The 16,776-nt window shown below is 39.4% G+C and carries 17 protein-coding genes; 13 read left to right on the top strand and 4 right to left on the bottom strand.

All coding sequences use genetic code 11. From position 1 onward, the window contains the following. Positions 1-70: 70 nt before the first annotated feature. From CJ190_RS00620 to CJ190_RS00630, 3 genes are all read right to left on the bottom strand, one after another. Positions 71-628, bottom strand: a complete 558-nt coding sequence (locus tag CJ190_RS00620; protein WP_064293326.1) for an isochorismatase family protein — start codon at positions 626-628, stop codon at positions 71-73. A 106-nt stretch (positions 629-734) separates the two neighbouring features. Beyond that, the gene (locus CJ190_RS00625; protein ID WP_064293327.1) at positions 735-1,937 is read right to left on the bottom strand and encodes an MFS transporter; all 1,203 of its coding nucleotides are present in this window, start codon (positions 1,935-1,937) and stop codon (positions 735-737) included. Between the two features lie 86 nt (positions 1,938-2,023). Further along, a complete protein-coding gene (locus CJ190_RS00630) occupies positions 2,024-3,610 on the bottom strand; it encodes a helix-turn-helix domain-containing protein (protein ID WP_064293328.1) in 1,587 nt (528 codons plus the stop codon). A 229-nt stretch (positions 3,611-3,839) separates the two neighbouring features. On the opposite strand from CJ190_RS00630, the gene rlmD reads away from it, so the two are divergent. The 12 genes from rlmD (at position 3,840) to CJ190_RS00685 (ending at position 13,033) form a co-directional block, all read left to right on the top strand. Continuing rightward, positions 3,840-5,237 (top strand): 23S rRNA (uracil(1939)-C(5))-methyltransferase RlmD, encoded by a 1,398-nt coding sequence (gene rlmD / locus CJ190_RS00635; RefSeq protein ID WP_064293329.1) that lies wholly within the window; start codon positions 3,840-3,842, stop codon positions 5,235-5,237. A 236-nt stretch (positions 5,238-5,473) separates the two neighbouring features. Beyond that, on the top strand, positions 5,474-5,635 hold the full coding sequence (locus tag CJ190_RS00640; RefSeq protein ID WP_064293330.1) for a P-loop NTPase family protein: 162 nt from the start codon (positions 5,474-5,476) through the stop codon (positions 5,633-5,635). 247 nt (positions 5,636-5,882) lie between these two features. Further along, a complete protein-coding gene (locus tag CJ190_RS00645; RefSeq protein ID WP_064293331.1) occupies positions 5,883-6,725 on the top strand; it encodes a MerR family transcriptional regulator in 843 nt (280 codons plus the stop codon). A 253-nt stretch (positions 6,726-6,978) separates the two neighbouring features. Continuing rightward, entirely contained in the window at positions 6,979-7,641 is a 663-nt protein-coding gene (locus CJ190_RS00650) for an ABC transporter ATP-binding protein (protein WP_064293332.1), read from the top strand. Then, a complete protein-coding gene (locus CJ190_RS00655) occupies positions 7,638-8,357 on the top strand; it encodes a hypothetical protein (RefSeq protein WP_064293333.1) in 720 nt (239 codons plus the stop codon). The genes CJ190_RS00650 and CJ190_RS00655 overlap by 4 nt, the downstream gene beginning before the upstream one ends. Beyond that, entirely contained in the window at positions 8,354-9,010 is a 657-nt protein-coding gene (locus CJ190_RS00660; RefSeq protein WP_064293334.1) for a hypothetical protein, read from the top strand. Before CJ190_RS00655 ends, CJ190_RS00660 begins: the two co-directional genes overlap by 4 nt. Positions 9,011-9,013: 3 nt before the next feature. After that, complete coding sequence (locus CJ190_RS00665) at positions 9,014-10,180, top strand: sensor histidine kinase (protein ID WP_064293335.1); 1,167 nt, start codon at positions 9,014-9,016, stop codon at positions 10,178-10,180. Then, the gene (locus CJ190_RS00670) at positions 10,158-10,754 is read left to right on the top strand and encodes a response regulator transcription factor (RefSeq protein WP_064293336.1); all 597 of its coding nucleotides are present in this window, start codon (positions 10,158-10,160) and stop codon (positions 10,752-10,754) included. The genes CJ190_RS00665 and CJ190_RS00670 overlap by 23 nt, the downstream gene beginning before the upstream one ends. A 21-nt stretch (positions 10,755-10,775) precedes the next feature. Beyond that, a complete protein-coding gene (locus CJ190_RS00675) occupies positions 10,776-10,997 on the top strand; it encodes a hypothetical protein (protein ID WP_064293337.1) in 222 nt (73 codons plus the stop codon). 41 nt (positions 10,998-11,038) lie between these two features. After that, positions 11,039-11,296, top strand: a complete 258-nt coding sequence (locus tag CJ190_RS00680) for a hypothetical protein (protein WP_064293338.1) — start codon at positions 11,039-11,041, stop codon at positions 11,294-11,296. A 181-nt stretch (positions 11,297-11,477) separates the two neighbouring features. Further along, positions 11,478-11,630, top strand: coding sequence for a zinc ribbon domain-containing protein (locus tag CJ190_RS09250; protein ID WP_168162761.1), 153 nt, complete (start codon positions 11,478-11,480; stop codon positions 11,628-11,630). Positions 11,631-12,022: 392 nt separating this feature from the next. Further along, positions 12,023-13,033: a virulence RhuM family protein gene (locus CJ190_RS00685; RefSeq protein WP_064293339.1), complete on the top strand. Its 1,011-nt coding sequence runs from the start codon at positions 12,023-12,025 to the stop codon at positions 13,031-13,033. 321 nt (positions 13,034-13,354) lie between these two features. Here the strand turns inward: CJ190_RS00685 and CJ190_RS00690 are convergent, their stop codons facing one another. Continuing rightward, a complete protein-coding gene (locus CJ190_RS00690; protein ID WP_101562109.1) occupies positions 13,355-14,425 on the bottom strand; it encodes an IS30 family transposase in 1,071 nt (356 codons plus the stop codon). A gap of 670 nt (positions 14,426-15,095) precedes the next feature. Here CJ190_RS00690 and CJ190_RS00695 point away from each other — a divergent pair. Further along, positions 15,096-16,595, top strand: a complete 1,500-nt coding sequence (locus CJ190_RS00695; protein ID WP_064293340.1) for an RNA-binding domain-containing protein — start codon at positions 15,096-15,098, stop codon at positions 16,593-16,595. Positions 16,596-16,776 lie beyond the last annotated feature (181 nt).

A 16,776-nucleotide genomic window follows, 5' to 3' on the forward strand; every position in this document is an offset into this window, starting at 1 on the left:
CTACATGAATCTGTGTCTCTTTTATTTGTATCAGTTTCTCTGAAATACCTTGAATTACCTAGCCATTTTATTAAGCTTGACGCTCTTTGACTAAGTTAGAAATCGCTTTGAAGTGTGGGTTTTTGGCATCTTCAAGGAGACGGTAGAGTAAGCTCTCACTGGATAGGAGAGTTGCCCCATCTGCTTGCAGTTGGCTGAGGGCCCATTCATGTTCTTGAGCACTTCTAGCGGTTACGGCGTCACGGACCAAGGTCACTTGCACTTGAGGATAATTCTCTAATAATTGATGAGCGGTTTGTTCGATACAGATAGGCGTTTCCATCCCGATAATTACCACATGTTCAATGGCAGGGGTGATGTGGTTAAGAACTTCGGAAATGCAGGCATTGAAACGAGTCTTGGCGTAAACCGGTGTCTCAGTCAGATAGCTCTTGATGGCAGGATCGGTAGCGCCTAAACCTTGAGGATATTGCTCGGTGACCACTTTTTTAACGCCTAAGTGGTTTAAACCCTCCAGAAGAAATTGCAGGTTAGCCAGATAAGTATCGGAATCATGCATTGCGGGAAGCAGTTTTTCTTGAATATCGATCACAAGGACTAGGGTATTATCAACGTTCATTGAAGTCATAGTGAACTTCCTTTCTAAGAATCTTATTTACCTTTATTATAACAAGCACAGGATCTGATGCCTAATTTCCGGTCTAGGATGTTTACAGGAAAGAAATCCTATTTGATTAGTCTCTGCTAGTTGCTTGTTCCTTATTTTGCTTGTGAAAGAGACGGTGAATGGTCAAGATGGCAATAAGATAAATGAGGAGTTGCCCATAGCCCACATAAGCAAAGATTTGCCAACTTTTTAAATCAATGAGTGATGCGACAAAGCTTCCCAGAGGTGCAAAAATACCGACGATAGTAAAAATGAGAGAGAAAATCCGTCCTAAGAAATTGGAAGCGACTGAGACCTGCATGTGGGACATGAAACTGACATTAAACATAGAGACGGTTGTGGCAAAAATAGCAAATAAGATTAGTATCATGACTTGATAATTTTTGAAGACGTCTAATAAGATTAAGGCGATGGCTCCTGGCAAGAGAAGATGGAAGAAGCCTTGCCCTGCAATTTTCAATTTCATCGTCGCAATAAGCAAGGCACCTAAAATACTCCCTAGGGATTGGGCAACTAGAATATAGGCATAGATATTAGAAAACTGTGAGAAGGTTGATGTAAAGGGAAGGTAAAAGTTATAGACCGCCTCTAAAAAATTAAGGAAAGCGGTAGCGCAGAGAATAATCAAGAGCATCTTATCCCGATAAAGATATAATAAACCCTCCTTTAGACCGGCTAACAAGGGGAGGGGCTGGTTTTTGATAGTATGCAAAATATAGAAATGATATTCGCAAAAAACCGATACGAAAAAAGATAGGGAATTAATCAGCATGCCATATTTAAAACCAAATTGCTTAATAACAAAGACAGCGACTAGGGGAGCACCAACGCCGACAATTTCGGCTATGATTTTAGAGAAGGAATTATAGCGATAGATTCCCTTTCTTGACAAGAGGTCTTTGATGATGGCCTTATAGGAAGGGCCATTAAAACTAAATAGGAGAGCCAGGAGGCCGTTAACGATGACTAGGGCCCAGATATTTTGCGGGTCATAAAATAAAAAAAGTAAAAATGTGGCGATAGCGGCAATTAAATCGGTCAGGATTAAGACCTGTTTGCGGTTAGAAAAATCGGCGATGTAGCCGGCAAAGAGATTAAAGAGCAGACGAATAATGGATTCGCTAGACTGGTAGAGCATCATAAAAAAAGAGGATCGGCTAGCCAACTGAGCGATTAGCAGCTTATTGGCATAGTCAAAAATGATGTTACCAAAGTTTGTCGTTTGTCCCCGTACCAGCAGAAAAAGTGTATTCTTATGTTCTTTGTTCATGGGATGAGTCCTCCAAATGAGTATAAAGTGTTGAAAATCTTGCTTATCTTGTGTGACTAGTCCGCCACAAAGATTAAGGCTTTGATCTAAAGTTCATTACATTGAATTTCTCCTTGGTATCCTAATAGGCTTAAGATGTCTTGTATATTTCCAAAAGCACGTAGAAGCTGGTCAAAATTCAATAAAGTAGCCGACTTAAGCTGGGTTTGGGTGATTCCCATCAGTATCGCCATGCCAGCGTACATATCTTTTAAATCAAAGATTTGCTCTGATTGGGAATGACTAGGACTTTTTCCTTGGCTTTTTAGGGCACCATTTTCCAGCTCCTTGATCAGGATCCCCAGCTTGTTTAATTCAGAAAGATGGCTGGTTCGCTGGCTAAAGACTTCATCGAATAAAATGGCGGGAATATTTTTTGAGGCCAAAAATTCCGACAGAATAGGCCCTAGGTCCGTACTGATGAAGGGAGCAGCCCCTAAGGGAAGAAATTCAAAATAATCTAAATCAATGGGAGCTGTTTTTTGAAATTGTAGGCTATGGTTATTTTCATACATACTAAGACCTAATTTTTGGAAAAACTTTTGATAACTCGCGGGAATATCCTTGGTCCTTAAGTTATCAAAGAGGATATGGTCGAGTTTATTCCAAAATAAAAGGACATAAGCAACCAACATAGACATATCAGGAGGTAAGTGAATCTCAGTCTCATTCAGTTCAATAAAGTCCACCTTAGGAATGATGATCTTATCAGGACTGAGATAACAGACCCGGCGATTACTTGCCTGTTGCAGTAGTTGGATCAGATAGCTAATGGTTGGGTCTGGAGACAAGCCATTTATCCGGATCTCATTGGGATAAACATAAGCGAGGTTGATCGCGTTAAAGAAGGCGCCGACGCTTTTACTTCCGTCAGCATAACAATTCAAGCGAATATTCTGATTCAAGCGGTCCTTTTTTTGAGCATAGAAAATTTTTTGACTTGAATCAAAGCGATAGCTTGCTATGGTAGAAAGAATGTCCAAGTGCAGATCGATGGGACGAAAACAGAAATCATCGCCGCCTGGAAAGCTAAACAGAAGTTCCCGATAACGATAAGTTAACCCGGAAATAATGCCGATGCTTGCACGACTGATTTGATTGAGGGAGATAATATCTCGCGGAATATGATGGGAGCGAATATGCAGGGTATCTCCATGTGTAGAAATCTCAGACCAGCCATGATATCCCAATTCATATAAGATATTAAGGAAGTCAAAGGCGCGTGGACAGTTTTTAAGGGTTAGGTCATGTTTATTCATAAATAAATGGGAAAGCAAGAGGTGGATAGCAATCACTCGATCGCCTTCGATCTTTATGTGGAGGGGTTGAGCAGCAGGAAAAGAATGACCAACTTGTTTCTCCAAATGGACTCGGAAATGTTTGGGAACTTGTCTGGCTTGTATCTTAGTGGGTGATTCCTTGACAGAGGGTTCTGCTTGGTCAAGATGGCTTTCTAAGTCTTCAAAAGAGATTTCTAATAATTTGGCATAGGATAGTAAATCGCTTACATTGATTTCCCGAGACCCGTTCTCCCAGTTAGAAATTGCTTGCCGACTAAGTTTTAACTGATGAGCGACAAATTCTTGGGTAAATCCCATGGCTAGGCGGCGTTGTTTTAAAAAATCACCAAGCATAGGCTGAGCTCCTTTCTTTAAATTTGAGTTTTACTATACTCCCTTGACTAGGAATTTCAAGAAATTCTTGGCAACGATTCGTGGCTCTAGCCTGCCATTGTAGGGAGTCAGCCAGGCCATTTTAATTAAGAATGAATCAAGAGCTTGCGCCTGAGTTGAGATTATGCTTTACTAAACAGGATGAATTTTTCAGAGCGATACAAAATGAAGCAATAGAGGGGATTTGCCGATGAAGCAACGTTATCCAAGTGAACAATTAGCAGTCGAAGTGACGGGATTATCTGAGAAGGGGCTGGGCCTAGCCCAATATCGTTTTCCTGATACGGAAAGGGGCAAGGGCAGAAAGCTAAAGCTCCAGATTCCTAAGGCTCTGCCGGGGGATAAGTTATTAGTTACTGTACCCAATGCCAGAGGAAGAAGACGAGCAACGCGGACCTATGACCGGATTATTGAACCGGCACCTAGTCGAATCGGAGGCTATGAATTAAATGGTCCTCAAATTGGGGGCGCTCCCCTGCAATACATGAACTATGGCGACCAATTGGCTTATAAGCGCGCCCTCACCCAGGGCTTCTTGGCTGACCAGGGCTTTGATCCCAGCTTAGTGGGTGAGGTATGGGGAATGGACGATCCTTACCACTACCGCAATAAGCTCGAATTGAGCTTCTCCATTGACGGCGACTTGGGCTTCTTCGTTCAGGGGGACCAGTACCAGATTGTTGATTGGCAGAAGAATATTCTGGCCCCAGAAATCTTCATGACCCTAAAAGAAGAAGTTCAAGCCTGGCAAAAGGCCTGGAACTTAGCAGGTTACGAAAAACAGTCTAAGCAAGGTTTGCTCAGGCAGTTACTCTTGCGCCAAGGCCACCAAAGTGGGGAAGTCATGGTAGCAATTTTCGCCCAAGAAGAATCGGCAGAGCTTGATCAAGGCGTTATTGAAGATCTGATCCAACGTCTACAGGTTTATCCTGAAATTAAGAGCTTGATGTGGATTAAGAATACCGCCATTGCGGACCGGATGGGGGCTGACAAGGTGGAAGTCCTGGCTGGCCGTGATTATATTCGTGATGAATTGGCTGGTTTCAATTACCGACTTTACTTCGATACCTTCTTCCAACCTAACCCCCTCCAGGCCCAACGGATGATTGATTTAGCCTGTGACTGGGCCGATCTCGACCAAGATAGTCTAGTGATTGACCTTTTCTGTGGGGTAGGTAGCTTTAGTCTGCCTCTGGCTAAACGGGCCAAGGCCCTAGTGGGGATTGAGATTGTGGAACAGTCGATTGAGTCGGCTAAGCGTAATGCGCGAGATAACGGGATCACTAATGCCCACTTTATCGCTCGTGATGCCCGGCACGGTTTGGCTGAAATTGAGGAAGAATGGGGTCAGGCGGACCTGCTCTTACTTGACCCGCCCCGGAATGGTGCCGGTGGGAAAATCATGCGTCGGATCGGCCGGATGGGCTTGGAGAAGATTATCTATGTTTCTTGCAACCCCAAGACCCTAGCCGCAGATTTAGTCTGGCTTAGAGACTTCGGTTATGAGATTATTAAATTCCAATTAATCGATCAATTTCCTCATACTCAGCATGTTGAGTGCGTGGTATTGATTGAAAAGAAAAGCTGATAGGGATAGGATTTGTAGAGGTTTATGAAGTTGAAGGGAGCTCCTGAGAAGGGGCTTTTTTCTGTTGGGTAGAGAAAAATGGTAGAAATGTGGATATGCGTATGGGGGAACTGGTCGACTCATTGATATATTATAACTGTTAACTTAATAATTGCAGAAATTACTCATGTTATTCAATCGTTTTTCTTCTAAGATGGGGTCAGAATAAAGAAATACTCATCAAAGGAGGAAGTATCATGAATGTCATAACAGTCGCAGGTCTCACTAAGAATTTTGAGCACAAAACGCTCTTTAACGACTTTTCACTTACTATTGAGCAGAATACCGCCCACGCCATCGTCGATCCGAATAGTTCGGGTAAAACCAGTCTGCCTCGAACGCTTACTGGTCTTTATTAAACCGATCAAGGAAATATTCAAGTTAAAAGTGACCATGCTGTTCTTTTAGAAAACAATTATCTTTATGATGACAAATCGGGTTTAGAAAATTTGAAGCTATTTGGTCTTTATTTTAGCTTTGAACCTCATGGTTATGAAGACTATGCTGAGTTGTTAGAAATTGTAGATAGATCCAGCGAATATCGGAGCAAGGTTTTGACCTGTCCCTGAGGGTCCGTGATATCTTTAGATTGAAGGAGGAATTCATATGTTACGCGGTGAAGTGCAAAAACAAACTGGATTAACACGAAAGGCAATCGAATACTATGAAGAAAAAGGGCTGGTTGCACCCCATAGGGAAGAAAATGGCTACCGTATCTATAGTGAATTGGATCTTGAAAAATTACATAAGATTGCGACATTAAGAAAGTTAGGCTTAAATCTGAATGAAGTTGAAGATATCTTGAATAATGAGGACCAGCTTGCGGTTATCCTTCGAGAAAAACAAATAAAAAGCGAGTTAGCTCAGCGCAAGCACCAGCTGTTGCAAAGACTAATCGCTGGAGCGTCTATTCAAGAAATTAATCAGGAAATAGCCACCATTGAAAAATCTGAAACCATGTACGAGCGGTTACAAGCATTATTTCCTGGTTACTTTGGTCAGGCCTTCTTTTATGCCTATCAACCCTTTATGAATGAGTCGGTGCAGCCGGAAAATGAAGTGGCTTTCAAAGAATATATTCATTATCTGGATACCTTACCCATGATCCACTTTTCCGAAGAAGAAAAGGACTGGATTGAAAAAATGGCTTCAGACATTGACCTATCTATGTTGGACACAGTGAATGAGAGCAAGCAGGCTGCGGTTGAGGCACCCGCTCAATGGTTTGAAGACAATCAAGAAGCCGTCGAAGCATACCTGGCGTATAAAGAAAGTGATGATTTTAAAAGCAGCCCCTTATATTCGTTGAACGAAAAGATCAGGAATTATATGCAGAATACTCATTATTATGAAAAGGCGATTCCTTTAATCAGGCAGTTTAGTCCGAAGTATGATACATATTACAAGAAATTACAGCAGGCAAATGAAATGTTGAAAGATAAACTGTAAGTGTAGAGTTTTACGAGAGTAAAGAATAACTTTTAGAAATATATTGTGTGGATAAATTTAGTGTCAAGAGAAGCTCCAGAGATGGAGCTTTTTCTGTTGGATAAGAAAAGGACTGAAGATACAGCAATCGATTGATCCATAAGTAATTTTAGCAATGAGCGCTATCATTGCAGAAATTACTCATGTCATTTAAACGCTTATCCTCTATGATGAAGTCAAGATAAAGAAGTTTTTCATCAAAGGAGTATGTATCATGAATGTCATTACTGTTGAAGGCCTTACGAAGAATTTTAAGAATAAGGCGCTTTTTCATAATTTTTCGCTAGCCATTGAACAGAACACTGTTCACGCCATCGTCGGTCCTAATGGTTCGGGAAAAACCAGTCTGCTCAGAATACTCACCGGGCTTTATCGACCGGACCAAGGAGATATTCAAGTTAAAACTGACCACGCCATGCTTTTAGAAAACGATTATCTTTATGATGACAAATCAGGCTTAGAAAATTTAAAGCTGTTTGGTCTTTATTTTGGCTTTGAACCTCATGGTTATGAAGATTATGCTGAATTGTTGGAAATTAAGGGTGACTTAGATCGTAAGGTGTCAACCTATTCCAAAGGGATGAAGCGTAAGCTGTCTTTATTGATTATTGTGATGATGCAACGGGGAATTATCTTCCTAGATGAAGTCACTTCCGGAGTGGATCCCATCTCTCGCTTACAAATCCGTCAGCTGATTGCCCTCTTGAAGGATAAGGGTAAGACAGTGGTCATCACCTCTCATGACCTGGATGAAATTGAAAAAGTAGCGGACGTGGTCACCATGATTAAGAGCGGCACTTTGCTCTTCACCAAGCAGATGTCAGACCTTCAAGGAGAGAGCTTGGAAGATTTGTTTATTGAGGAGGGATTGAAATGACCCATAAAGAAGACTTGGCTAAAGCGAGCCAATACTACATCTTACATAGCCAAGATTACCGAATAAATATTATTTTAGCTCTTATCTTTTGTGGACTCTTCTGTGCAGGTGTCTACAGTTTCAACCTTTTTCCAGGAGATCAAGGAGGAGATATAATTCTTCTCTTAGTCTGGGTTTTAATGTTAGGAATAGGCCTCCTTTTTGGTAACTCTATGGTTATTGATTTAACTGTAAAGGACAAATTGAGTCGCCGCTTGGAATTTATCTTAGCTTCAGGTATTCAGGTCAAAGATCTAGTCATAGCATACAGCTTCCAAATGTGCCGGTTTTCCATGATTATTCCCTTCATTCTCCTAATGGCCTTTGTCTATTTGCCTATTTTTGATTTTAGTTTTATGTATATCGTCTTACTTTTTTTCTCAACGACTGCACTGGTGTTTACCTTGATTCTTTACTTTAATCTATTAGCCATCGAGCAAAAACATTTGAAATTCTTTAAGTATTTACTTTTTGCGGCCGTTAACCTCTTGATTTACTTTTTAGGTAGTTTTTCTGATGTCTTCCTGAACTTTCTACAAGATCATCAGATTCCCTTAGCCTACTTTATTTTAGGGTTGAATGGTTTATTGCTAGTCATCTTCGCCTTTCTGTCCTATTTCAAATTAAGCAAACTTACCAACGAAAGGGTCATCAGACAGGAGGGGACTTGGTCATGAAACTGATTCAAGAACAAGTAAAAAGACTACTTGACCGTAATGCTTTGGTCTTGGCGGGTTTTGCCTTGCTAGGAATTATAATGTCGTCAACCGTTGACGCTTCAGCCCACAGTGAAGTTGGATTACTGGTTACCTTAATGAAGCAAGAAGAACTGTTAATTCTATTCATTGTTATCGTCACTGAACTCGCAAAATCTTCAGTGATCCAGGATAAGCAAAGTAAGCGGATGGAATTTTTGTTGGCTAATGGAGTGAGGCCTAGGCAACTAATCGGTCAGTACACAAGCTCCCTCTATTTAACCACGTTAGTTTTGTTGTTGCCAGCTCTGATGGTTTATGTCATTAGTGCCTTTTTCCAACAAGAGAAGGGATTGTTAGCTTGGTTAGGCGTTACTCTATTTATTGTGGGGTTATTGGATACCTTGCTGGTTGTTTACTATATACTCTACACCGTAAATCTCAATAAATTGAACGGAATTCAGATGAAGGCGATTCTCTTTTCAATTTTGTTGATGATGATATCATTTGCTCTTTATCAATACTATCCTATGATAGAATGCTACTTAGGAATCAAGCTAGTCATATTGACGCTAGCTATTTTGATTATAAGTCGTTTAACTACCACGGAACGAATTGTAAGGAGTTATTATTAAGTTATGTATCAAAAAATCTCGATTGTTTTAATTCTACATAGTCTGGTTGTACTCTCTTGGGCTTGGTTTTATCACCAACATTTACTCGCCTTATCTGATTGGATGTTGAACTTGATTTCTATTCTGACTTTGGGAACTGCCTATGGATTTATCGTTAGCTTCTTGTCTAACCGCCAAAAACTAGGCTATCAAGAATATCTGCAAGTACTGATTTCTTTTTTACCCTTGATTTTTATGCCTATAGTCGGTACGCCTTATAATTATCTAATCGGTATGGTCAGTCTAGGCATGACCAGCTTTTATCTAATTCAGCACTTGAAGTTGGATCAGCTTCAACAAATTAATTTGTTGCCAATATCTAGATTCATGGTCCAAACTTTTACGATAATTTTCACCCTTTTCTTGATGCTCATGATTTACCTGTTAGATTTAGAGGGAACTCTAGTTCACCTATTTGTTCACATGGTTTTCTTGATTTTTGAACTTTGTTTGATTCTCTTCCTTATGGAGAAAGAAAATACCTATGAGAAGTTGTATCAACTTTATTACTTATCAGACTATCTGGCTCAAGACCGAGATGAATTTGCCCGGATCATCCATGACGACTTGATTCAAGATATTTATGCAGCCAAGAATCTGCTGACGATGAAGTCACCCGATGTGAGCTACGTTAAGGAAGTCTTGACTCAGTTGGAGGGGAGAACTCGAGAAATTATGAACTTTTACCAAAACCATCTTTTTGAAAACAGGAATTTGGAGGATAACTTGGCCAGTATCTTGCAATCAATTCAAGCACTCTACCCTCAAAAAGAGTTGAAAATCAATTATCAAGTCAGCTCGGATTTAGTGCAATCTTTGGATGAAGCGACCATTCGACTCCTATGCATCCTAACTAAGGAATTGGTGAATAATGTCTATAAGCATTCCCAGGGGACTTATTTGTCCTATCAAATCAAAGAAGCTAGCCAAGAACTGATTGTTGAAATCGAAAGTGATGGGGCCAGTGCTGAAAATCTTGCTGATATCCAAAATTCCAAACGAGGGGTCTTTTTGCTGAAGATGTTAGTGGAGACACAGAGCGGCTCTTTGAATTATCAGTTAAATGGAGATGTTTTATCTACTCGTGTTTGTTTGAAAGGAGAGAGTCATGAAAATCTTACTTCTGGATGACCATCATTTGTTCGGACAAAGTTTGAAACATTTGTTTGAGGATCAAATGGAGATAGAAGTTTGTGATTATGTTGACAGCCCAGTGGCTCTCTTCCATTCATTGAAGATTAAGACCTACGACTTACTACTGATTGATATTAATCTTAAAGCTGACTTAACAGGCTTTGATGTCATTCGTAAGCTCAAGAAAGACGGATACTCGCTTCCCATTGTTGTTCTGACAGCTTATGATCTGGCGAACTACCAAAGTCTGGGCTATGAATTGGGAGTGAGAGATTTTATCAACAAATCGATTGAGATTAATGACTTAGTTCAGCGTCTACAAACAGCAGTTCATAAAACTAAGATACAAGATCGTCCCTTCATCATTGACCCCTTAACATCTAGAGAAATTGAAATCTTACAAAAGCTCGTCCAAGGTCAAACAAAGAAAGACGTGGCGAGCGAGCTTTTTATTAGTGAACGGACGCTATATAATCACTTAACCAATATTTATAGTAAGCTGGATGCGACTAATTTGATTGAAGCTTACAATAAAGCAATGAAAATTGGCTATATTGTACCCAAAATGTAAAAGTCGTGAGGAGGAAGCAAAATGAAAAACAAGGGGAAATGTCCTAAATGTGGCGGAAGTGGGATTCTATTGATTGCCGGTGGAACGGGTGCTTATGGGGCTGGAAATAATATTTTGTTAGGAAGCACCGTTTTTTCTGCAGTACCGGTCAACCGTTATCTTTGTAGTCAATGCGGATATTCAGAGGAATGGGTGGACTTAGAACACCTGTCTAAGTTGAAGAAAAAGTATGGAGAAAGATAAGCAAGCGGTAGATCACAATTGCTCAATTTGGAGGATTTGTTATGGAATATTTAAAGGCACTTTGGCCACTGATTCTGGTTGCAATTCTTGTTGTTTATCTAGTGAATGTTGTGAAGCAAAAAAACAATCGAAAAAACAACCAGAAACAGGGTGAAAGCGAATGTATATATGAAGTAGCCACCGTCGTCGTTGGGCTCTGTCTAGGTGCAGGGATTGGTATCATTTTTGATCAATTAGCAGTCGGAGCGGGATTGGGATGGATGGTGGGGTTGGTTATCGGTCTTAGAAGTAAGCCATGATGCTTCGAAACAATTGAATCACACTGGAATCAAATGAACTCGACTGAATAAGGCGGAAAGCCATCATTTCTAAAAACATCTTCAATCTAGATCAACAAGAAAAAACCAGACGAAGTAACCTCTATTCTGGCAAGCGAAAGAAGAAACGACTCCATCAAGGGAAATACACTTTAACAGGAAAGTGTTTTGCAGTCATTGCGGCGATATCTTTCGATGCATCAAGTGGAATAGCCGGGGAAGTAAGGCAACAGTGTGGCGGTGTGTAACTCGAGTGAAGAATCATACCCAATGTCCTGCTAGAACAATCAAAGAGGAAGCGCTACATCGAGCTTAGAGAACAGAAACAAGAGCTAACGATTCAGAATGCAAGCAATGAAGAGAAACGAAGGAGATTATCAGATATTAAAGCCTTCTTAAAGACTTAGCATCAAGAGATTGCCGAGTATGATGAAAGCTTAGTTCATCGACTGATTGAGAAGATTATAGCTGAAGATGACCAGCTTGAAATTACCTTGAAAACGGGAGAAATTGTAAGGATAGACAAATAAGAGAGACCTAGAGCTATGTTGCGGCAATGACATAGTTCTGTGTCTCTCTTTTTGGTATAATGGTCTAGAAATAAATAATCGTGAGTGAATCGTGCGAAATAAAATGGAAATGCTGATTTAACGCGGTTTATATCAAGGATAATCGTGAGCAAATCGTATGATGAGGAGGCGAATATGAATGACAAATCAGGATAGCAACGGAGAGATCATCATCTACCAAAGTGAAGATGGAACTAGTAAATTAGACGTTAAACTTGAAGATGAAACAGTTTGGTTGAATGTTCCACAGCTTGTAGATCTTTTTCAATCCTCCAGATCAAATATTTTGGGACATATTAAAAATATATATAACGAAGGAGAATTGGATAAGGAATCAACATGTCGGAAATTCCGACAAGTTCAAATAGAGGGTGATCGAGAGGTTAGAAGAGGGATAAATTTCTACAATCTCGATATGATTATCTCCCTTGGCTACCGCATCCAATCTAAAGTCGCCACTCACTTTCGTCGTTGGGCCACTGAACGTCTGAAAGAATATATTGTTAAGGGCTTTACTATGGATGATGAGCGACTAAAAGGGCAAGCGGGCGGTAATTATTGGAAAGAATTGTTGGATCGCATCCGCGATATTCGTTCCTCAGAGAAGGTTATGTACCGTCAAGTCCTGGATTTATATGCAACCAGTGTTGACTATGATCCCAAGAGTCAGGAGTCTATTGCCTTCTTCAAGATGGTTCAAAACAAATTGCATTTTGCGGCTCACGGACATACGGCAGCTGAAGTTATTTATCAAAGAGCCGATGCGAGACAACCCTTTATGGGGTTGACTACTTTTTCTGGAGCTATGCCGACTATGAAGGATATTCAAGTGGCTAAGAACTACTTAACGGAAGATGAATTGAAGATTTTGAACAATTTAGTTTCTGGGTATTTTGATTTTGCCGAAGTTCAAGCCATACAACATAATCCCATGTATATGAGCGATTACGTTGAACATTTGGATCGTGTCCTCAGCGTGACTGGCCGACCTGTTTTACAATCCGCAGGTAAGATCAGTCATCAACAGGCTATGGATAAAGCGAAGAAAGAGTATCGTGAGTATCAAAAGAATACCTTGTCTCCAGTGGAAGAGGATTACTTACAGGTGATAAAAGCATTGGAGCAAGAGGTCAAGAATGAAGAGAAATAGGAAAACTTACCAACCATACTACTTATCCACCATACCAAAATCAATCCAAGCTTTATCCACGATTCATGTTGAATGTGTTACACAACTAGTCAAAATTAATTAATTGAGGTAAATTGCAATATCAAGTGCATATTTATTTTAAAAAATCCCAGTGTCATGCCAAATAACTAAAAAGCTGATAAAGTCAATAATTCTTGGCCCGTTTTTCTCTAGCTTAAAGTGCTTGATTATCATTTAGAGATTCAGGGTGGGGCTGTCAAGGTGGAGAGCGAAGCGGACCTTGACTGGCCCACACTGAATCTCTATGCTTTGTTAAGCACTTTAGCCTGCTTCTTTAAGCGTTTCCTGAAGTTTCGCAACTTCTAGGTTATAACAGTCGTTAGGGGTTTGATAATCTAAGACCTTTCTAAAGCGATTATTTATTGTATTCGTATAGTGTGCGAGTTCCTGGTATGTCAGCTTTTTAAAGCTTGTCCCTTTGGGCAAGAATTCTCTTAACATGCGATTATGTCTCTCATTACTGCCTTTTTCCCAAGCTGAATAGGCATGGGCGAAAAAGACTTCCAAATCCTTCAGAGCATACTCAAGCTGAGATAGTTTAGAAAATTCACTGCCGTTATCGGTCGTTAAGGTTTTAAAACACGCTTGACCCTCTTTAAGAATCACCTTTTTAACCGATTTTACAATGGAATCTGCATCCCACTTCCAAGTCTTCTTGGTGAGGAATTTTCGCGTTTTCCGTTCAACTAGAGTAATAAGACATGGCTCTCCTTTAGTCTTCTTTCCTATCACGAGGTCAAGCTCCCAGTGACCAAATTCTTCTCTTGAAAGGACGTCTGGGCATCGCTGATCAATGCTTTTTCCAAATACCTTTTTATTCGTCCCACGCGGTTCACTAGGTTGTTTTCTTGGACGAATCCTTGTTTTCATAGGAAGATCAATATTCCTCACATTTAATAAACCAAGATTGATATATTTATACATGGTTTTGGTGCAAGGAACTCTTTCTAAAGGGTGTTTTCTGCGGTAATCATGAATAAACGTATCAACACTGAAAATACGGTCTTCTTTAGGTGTCAGTAAGGCTTCCTCAAAGGCTTTAATGAAGTTAGATTTTCCATACAAAGCGCCTCTGGCTTTAGAATTTGACCGATTATCTTTATAAACACGCGAGCCAGTTTCTGCAAGATAGACATCAACGTAGGTATGATCATAGTTCATTTGACGTGTTTTTCCACGTTTTAGTTCACGAGATATGGTGCATTGATTGACGCCAACGGCGTCAGCAATCTCTTTCTGTTTATGTCCTTCTTGGTGCATTGCTTGGATAATTCCGCGTTTTTCTGCAGAAAGGTGTGTATATGATCTAGGTTTCGTGTTAGAATGTTTCATAGCCAGTGAGTGCTCCTTTACTTGGGTTTAGACGCTTTTAAGTATAGAGCATCACTGGTTTTTTGTCGTCCTTTTCTCTATGCACTTCATTTTACAATTTACCATTAATTAATTGAATGCTTAGTTACAGATAAATCTTATTGAGTTCGATGGATAGTTGAAAAAGAAATGGAATGATATAGCTTGTAGAAGAAGCTCCTGAAAGGGGCTTTTTGTTTTTTAAAAAGAAAACGGGAAAAAAAGTAATTCGAAGCTAAAACTTTATAAATAGTTTTTTATAACATAGTTACCGTTTCATTCAAGATATAAACGGTAACTATGATCAGACAGTGGGGGGAGCTAATCAGCTTGAAACCACTTTGAAAGCGAGAGGAGTTGTCAGAATAGAAAATAAGAGAGGTCTAGAGCTATCTTGTATCGATAACATAGTCTATGTTTCTCTTTTTGGTATAATAACTTAGAAAGAATTAATCGTGAGTGAATCGTGCGAAAATCGTGCGAAAATCGTGTGAAATAATATCAGAATGTTGATTTAATGCGGTTTAGATTAAGAATTAATCGTGAGTGAATCGTGCGAAAATCGTGCGAAATAATATCAAAACATTGATTTAATGCGATTTATATCAAAATAATCGTGAGTAAATTGATATAAAGAACGGGGGGCATTCAAGTGAAAGAGTCCGAAGTATTAGAAATTAGTGAAGGAAGATATGTCGAGCTTAAAAAGGCTAAAAATAAAATTCCTGATTCCTTTTGGGAAACATATTCTGCCTTTGCAAATACAGATGGCGGTATAGTTATTTTTGGCGTGGATGAAAAATCAAGGCAAGTTGTGGGAATAGAACAACCAGAAAAAATGAGGGACGATCTATTTAATATGGTAAATAACCCACAAAAAGTAAGTACTAATCTGATTAACGATGATGATGTGCATATTATAAATGTAGACAATGGTGTTCAAATAATGATGGTAAAGATTTCAGAGGCACCTTATCAACTGAAACCAGTTTATTTAAAAGGTAATCCGCAACTCGCTTTTGAGAGATTAGGTGAAGGTGACAGAAGGTTGACACCTGATAAATATAAAGAATTAGTCGTAGGGTCTCAACCTGAGACAGACAATGAATTGCTATTAAATTATGATTTGTCAGATTTATACATCGATGATTTGGAAGTTTATCGAAAAGAATTATACGAACAAACGAATAATACTCGATACAAGAACATAGATTTTAGAGAATTATTAATAGAAGTAGGCGCTCTTCGAAAGGATCGACAAGGTGACGGTCAATTTCATTTGACGGTGGGAGGCTTACTATTCTTTGGAAAATATACGGCTATTACTGATCGTTTTCCAGGCTTTCAGTTAGATTATTTTGAGAAGGAATCCTCACTTGATGTAGATTGGAAAGACCGAATATCGTCAGGGGACGCGGCGTTTCCCCAATTAAATGTATACAGCTTTTATAGAATGACACTAGATAAATTAAATGGAACGCTTAAAGATGAGTTTATGTTGGACGAAAATACCAAATCTAGGCTTCCTTTTAGAACAGATTTGTATACAGCTGTTAGGGAAGCTCTAGTTAACTCACTAATGCATGCTTATTATGATTCGAACAGTCCCATCACGATAACAGCTTATCCAGATTACTATGAATTCTCTAATCCAGGGAAAATGAGAGTTACTGAGGAAGAATTTGTACACGGTGGTCATTCAGATATCAGGAACCACACAATGTCTACAATTATGCGAAGAATAGGTATTTCTGAGAAAGCTGGAAGCGGAGGCCCGAGAATATTTGATGTTGCTTCCAAATATAATTTGAAATTACCTGAGGTTATTAGGGAGCAATATAAAACAACATTGAGAATTTGGAAAGTTGACTTGGAGAAAACATTTGAAGGGTATTCAGAAGATCAGAAAAAGATACTTTATTATTTAATTGAAAATCAATCGATTGCTAGAAGCGAGGCAAAGGATCAACTTTCGATGGATAATTATACCTTTAGAACGACGATCAATCAGCTTTTGGAGAAAGATATGGTTGATGTTATGGGAAAAGGGAGAGCTACTCGATATATTTTGAAACTCTCATCACCAGAACAGTCCTATAATATGAAAAGAATTTTAAGATTTATAGAAGATAACATTATTAATAGAGGTTAGATTGCTACTACACGCATTATTTACTCATACTTTAGTTTCAACATACCAAAACCAACCCATAGCTTATGGGCGACACATGCTGAATCAGTCGTTTCGTTGGATAAGAAATAAAGCTATCGAAAAATTGCAGAAGAGGCTCCTGAAAGGGGCTTTTTTGCTAACTTATGCAATACGTCTAAAC

The organism is Aerococcus loyolae, assembly GCF_002871915.2.
In the GTDB taxonomy this organism is placed as follows: Bacteria; Bacillota; Bacilli; order Lactobacillales; family Aerococcaceae; genus Aerococcus; species Aerococcus loyolae.

Bases quoted from the DNA above. Each gene is read 5' to 3' on its own strand.
- CJ190_RS00620 (WP_064293326.1), bottom strand. From the start codon at position 628: ATGACTTCAATGAACGTTGATAATACCCTAGTCCTTGTGATCGATATT.
- CJ190_RS00625 (WP_064293327.1), bottom strand. From the start codon at position 1,937: ATGAACAAAGAACATAAGAATACACTTTTTCTGCTGGTACGGGGACAA.
- CJ190_RS00630 (WP_064293328.1), bottom strand. From the start codon at position 3,610: ATGCTTGGTGATTTTTTAAAACAACGCCGCCTAGCCATGGGATTTACC.
- rlmD (WP_064293329.1), top strand. From the start codon at position 3,840: ATGAAGCAACGTTATCCAAGTGAACAATTAGCAGTCGAAGTGACGGGA.
- CJ190_RS00640 (WP_064293330.1), top strand. From the start codon at position 5,474: ATGAATGTCATAACAGTCGCAGGTCTCACTAAGAATTTTGAGCACAAA.
- CJ190_RS00645 (WP_064293331.1), top strand. From the start codon at position 5,883: ATGTTACGCGGTGAAGTGCAAAAACAAACTGGATTAACACGAAAGGCA.
- CJ190_RS00650 (WP_064293332.1), top strand. From the start codon at position 6,979: ATGAATGTCATTACTGTTGAAGGCCTTACGAAGAATTTTAAGAATAAG.
- CJ190_RS00655 (WP_064293333.1), top strand. From the start codon at position 7,638: ATGACCCATAAAGAAGACTTGGCTAAAGCGAGCCAATACTACATCTTA.
- CJ190_RS00660 (WP_064293334.1), top strand. From the start codon at position 8,354: ATGAAACTGATTCAAGAACAAGTAAAAAGACTACTTGACCGTAATGCT.
- CJ190_RS00665 (WP_064293335.1), top strand. From the start codon at position 9,014: ATGTATCAAAAAATCTCGATTGTTTTAATTCTACATAGTCTGGTTGTA.
- CJ190_RS00670 (WP_064293336.1), top strand. From the start codon at position 10,158: ATGAAAATCTTACTTCTGGATGACCATCATTTGTTCGGACAAAGTTTG.
- CJ190_RS00675 (WP_064293337.1), top strand. From the start codon at position 10,776: ATGAAAAACAAGGGGAAATGTCCTAAATGTGGCGGAAGTGGGATTCTA.
- CJ190_RS00680 (WP_064293338.1), top strand. From the start codon at position 11,039: ATGGAATATTTAAAGGCACTTTGGCCACTGATTCTGGTTGCAATTCTT.
- CJ190_RS00685 (WP_064293339.1), top strand. From the start codon at position 12,023: ATGACAAATCAGGATAGCAACGGAGAGATCATCATCTACCAAAGTGAA.
- CJ190_RS00690 (WP_101562109.1), bottom strand. From the start codon at position 14,425: ATGAAACATTCTAACACGAAACCTAGATCATATACACACCTTTCTGCA.